1 tRNA gene and 3 rRNA genes are annotated in these 4,714 nt (G+C 50.1%); all 4 read right to left on the bottom strand.

The annotated features are described in order from the left end of the window. A 5S ribosomal RNA gene (gene rrf, locus O3602_RS10090) occupies positions 1–95 on the bottom strand; the annotation flags it as partial. 79 nt (positions 96–174) lie between these two features. Beyond that, positions 175–3,076: ribosomal RNA gene (locus O3602_RS10085) — 23S ribosomal RNA — on the bottom strand. Between the two features lie 123 nt (positions 3,077–3,199). Continuing rightward, positions 3,200–3,272: transfer RNA gene (locus tag O3602_RS10080), tRNA-Ala, on the bottom strand. Between the two features lie 53 nt (positions 3,273–3,325). Beyond that, a 16S ribosomal RNA gene (locus O3602_RS10075) occupies positions 3,326–4,714 on the bottom strand; the annotation flags it as partial.

The following is a 4,714-nucleotide window of genomic DNA, read 5'->3' as shown; positions in this document are numbered from 1 at the left end:
ACAGGGGGCAACCCCCAACTACTTCCGGCGTTCTAGGGCTTAACTGCTGTGTTCGGCATGGGTACAGGTGTATCTCCTAGGCTATCGTCACTTAACTCTGAATGATTAAACATTCAAAATTGAACATCTATATTCTAACAAGTTAACCTTTCGTTGTCAATATCTTCTGACTCTTTGGATAAGTCCTCGAGCTATTAGTATTAGTCCGCTCCATTGCTCACACAACTTCCACTCCTAACCTATCTACCTGATCTTCTCTCAGGGCTCTTACTAACATATAGTTATGGGAAATCTCATCTTGAGGTGGGTTTCACACTTAGATGCTTTCAGCGTTTATCCCTTCCCTACATAGCTACCCAGCGATGCCTCTGGCGAGACAACTGGTACACCAGCGGTAAGTCCACTCTGGTCCTCTCGTACTAGGAGCAGATCCTCTCAAATTTCCTACGCCCGCGACGGATAGGGACCGAACTGTCTCACGACGTTCTGAACCCAGCTCGCGTGCCGCTTTAATGGGCGAACAGCCCAACCCTTGGGACCGACTACAGCCCCAGGATGCGACGAGCCGACATCGAGGTGCCAAACCTCCCCGTCGATGTGAACTCTTGGGGGAGATAAGCCTGTTATCCCCAGGGTAGCTTTTATCCGTTGAGCGATGGCCCTTCCATACGGAACCACCGGATCACTAAGCCCGACTTTCGTCCCTGCTCGAGTTGTAGCTCTCGCAGTCAAGCTCCCTTATACCTTTACACTCTGCGAATGATTTCCAACCATTCTGAGGGAACCTTTGGGCGCCTCCGTTACCTTTTAGGAGGCGACCGCCCCAGTCAAACTGCCCGTCAGACACTGTCTCCGTAGATGATAAACCTACCGGGTTAGAGTGGCCATAACACAAGGGTAGTATCCCAACAACGCCTCCATCGAAACTGGCGTCCCGATATCAATGGCTCCTACCTATCCTGTACATGTGGTACAGACACTCAATATCAAACTGCAGTAAAGCTCCATGGGGTCTTTCCGTCCTGTCGCGGGTAACCTGCATCTTCACAGGTACTAAAATTTCACCGAGTCTCTCGTTGAGACAGTGCCCAAATCATTACGCCTTTCGTGCGGGTCGGAACTTACCCGACAAGGAATTTCGCTACCTTAGGACCGTTATAGTTACGGCCGCCGTTTACTGGGGCTTCAATTCATACCTTCGAGTTACCTCTAAGCACTCCTCTTAACCTTCCAGCACCGGGCAGGCGTCACCCCCTATACATCATCTTACGATTTAGCAGAGAGCTGTGTTTTTGATAAACAGTTGCTTGGGCCTATTCACTGCGGCTGACGTAAAGCCAGCACCCCTTCTCCCGAAGTTACGGGGTCATTTTGCCGAGTTCCTTAACGAGAGTTCTCTCGCTCACCTGAGGCTACTCGCCTCGACTACCTGTGTCGGTTTGCGGTACGGGTAGAGTATGATTAACGCTAGAAGCTTTTCTTGGCAGTGTGACGTCACTAACTTCGCTACTAAACTTCGCTCCCCATCACAGCTCAATGTTATAGAATTAAGCATTTAACTCAATTCACACCTCACTGCTTAGACGTGCACTTCCAGTCGCACGCTTTAGTTAGCCTACTGCGTCCCTCCTTCACTACATACTCTAGTACAGGAATATCAACCTGTTGTCCATCGGATACACCTTTCGGTCTCTCCTTAGGTCCCGACTAACCCAGGGCGGACGAGCCTTCCCCTGGAAACCTTAGTCTTACGGTGGACAGGATTCTCACCTGTCTTTCGCTACTCATACCGGCATTCTCACTTCTATGCGTTCCAGCGCTCCTCACGGTACACCTTCTCCACACATAGAACGCTCTCCTACCATACCTATAAAGGTATCCACAGCTTCGGTAAATTGTTTTAGCCCCGGTACATTTTCGGCGCAGGGTCACTCGACTAGTGAGCTATTACGCACTCTTTGAATGAATAGCTGCTTCTAAGCTAACATCCTAGTTGTCTGTGCAACCCCACATCCTTTTCCACTTAACAATTATTTTGGGACCTTAGCTGGTGGTCTGGGCTGTTTCCCTTTCGACTACGGATCTTAGCACTCGCAGTCTGACTGCCGACCATAATTCTTTGGCATTCGGAGTTTATCTGAGATTGGTAATCCGGGATGGACCCCTCACCCAAACAGTGCTCTACCTCCAAGAATCTCAATGTCGACGCTAGCCCTAAAGCTATTTCGGAGAGAACCAGCTATCTCCAAGTTCGTTTGGAATTTCTCCGCTACCCACAAGTCATCCAAGCACTTTTCAACGTGCCCTGGTTCGGTCCTCCAGTGAGTTTTACCTCACCTTCAACCTGCTCATGGGTAGGTCACATGGTTTCGGGTCTACGACATAATACTAATCCGCCCTATTCAGACTCGGTTTCCCTACGGCTCCGTCTCTTCAACTTAACCTCGCATCATATCGTAACTCGCCGGTTCATTCTACAAAAGGCACGCTCTCACCCATTAACGGGCTCGAACTTGTTGTAGGCACACGGTTTCAGGTTCTATTTCACTCCCCTCCCGGGGTGCTTTTCACCTTTCCCTCACGGTACTGGTTCACTATCGGTCACTAGAGAGTATTTAGGGTTGGGAGATGGTCCTCCCAGATTCCGACGGGATTTCTCGTGTCCCGCCGTACTCAGGATACTGCTAGGTATAAAGACTATTTCGAATACGAGGCTCTTACTCTCTTTGGCTGACCTTCCCATGTCATTCTTCTATAATCTTTAAGTCCACGTTGCAGTCCTACAACCCCGAAGAGTAAACTCTTCGGTTTGCCCTCCTGCCGTTTCGCTCGCCGCTACTCAGGCAATCGCTTTTGCTTTCTCTTCCTGCAGCTACTTAGATGTTTCAGTTCACTGCGTCTTCCTCTACCTATCCTTAACAGATAGGAGTACTAGCCATTAGCTAGTGGGTTCCCCCATTCGGACATCTCTGGATCGTCGCTTACTTACAGCTCCCCAAAGCATTTCGTCGTTTGTCACGTCCTTCTTCGGCTTCTAGTGCCAAGGCATCCACCGTGCGCCCTTATTAACTTAACCTTATTTTTGGTCTTGCGACCTAAACTCTTTAAATATTTACAGCGTTTCGGTTTATTTTCTTGTTACTATTTGATATAGATATTCAATTTTCAATGTTCAATCTTAACACCCTTATAGTGTTAATGGAGCCTAGCGGGATCGAACCGCTGACCTCCTGCGTGCAAAGCAGGCGCTCTCCCAGCTGAGCTAAGGCCCCACAAGACCTCTCAAAACTAAACAAGACCAACGTACAGGTTTCCTTTTCCTTAGAAAGGAGGTGATCCAGCCGCACCTTCCGATACGGCTACCTTGTTACGACTTCACCCCAATCATCTATCCCACCTTAGGCGGCTGGCTCCAAATGGTTACCTCACCGACTTCGGGTGTTACAAACTCTCGTGGTGTGACGGGCGGTGTGTACAAGGCCCGGGAACGTATTCACCGCGGCGTGCTGATCCGCGATTACTAGCGATTCCGACTTCATGTAGGCGAGTTGCAGCCTACAATCCGAACTGAGACTGGCTTTAAGAGATTAGCTTGCCGTCACCGACTCGCGACTCGTTGTACCAGCCATTGTAGCACGTGTGTAGCCCAGGTCATAAGGGGCATGATGATTTGACGTCATCCCCACCTTCCTCCGGTTTATTACCGGCAGTCTCGCTAGAGTGCCCAACTCAATGATGGCAACTAACAATAGGGGTTGCGCTCGTTGCGGGACTTAACCCAACATCTCACGACACGAGCTGACGACAACCATGCACCACCTGTCACCTCTGTCCCGAAGGAAAACTCTATCTCTAGAGCGGTCAGAGGGATGTCAAGACCTGGTAAGGTTCTTCGCGTTGCTTCGAATTAAACCACATGCTCCACCGCTTGTGCGGGCCCCCGTCAATTCCTTTGAGTTTCAACCTTGCGGTCGTACTCCCCAGGCGGAGTGCTTAATGCGTTAGCTGCGGCACTGAGTCCCGGAAAGGACCCAACACCTAGCACTCATCGTTTACGGCGTGGACTACCAGGGTATCTAATCCTGTTTGCTCCCCACGCTTTCGAGCCTCAGCGTCAGTTACAGACCAGAGAGCCGCTTTCGCCACCGGTGTTCCTCCATATATCTACGCATTTCACCGCTACACATGGAATTCCACTCTCCCCTTCTGCACTCAAGTTAAACAGTTTCCAAAGCGTACTATGGTTAAGCCACAGCCTTTAACTTCAGACTTATCTAACCGCCTGCGCTCGCTTTACGCCCAATAAATCCGGATAACGCTCGGGACCTACGTATTACCGCGGCTGCTGGCACGTAGTTAGCCGTCCCTTTCTGGTAAGATACCGTCACAGCGTGAACTTTCCACTCTCACACTCGTTCTTCTCTTACAACAGAGCTTTACGATCCGAAAACCTTCTTCACTCACGCGGCGTTGCTCGGTCAGGGTTGCCCCCATTGCCGAAGATTCCCTACTGCTGCCTCCCGTAGGAGTCTGGGCCGTGTCTCAGTCCCAGTGTGGCCGATCACCCTCTCAGGTCGGCTATGTATCGTCGCCTTGGTGAGCCGTTACCTCACCAACTAGCTAATACAACGCAGGTCCATCTCTTAGTGATGCATTTGCACCTTTCAAATCAATATCATGCGATATCGACTTTTATGCGGTATTAGCTATCGTT

The organism is Streptococcus sp. 27098_8_186 (assembly GCF_041432055.1).
Lineage (GTDB): Bacteria > Bacillota > Bacilli > Lactobacillales > Streptococcaceae > Streptococcus > Streptococcus dentalis.
This window is presented reverse-complemented; position numbering and strand designations above follow the sequence as displayed.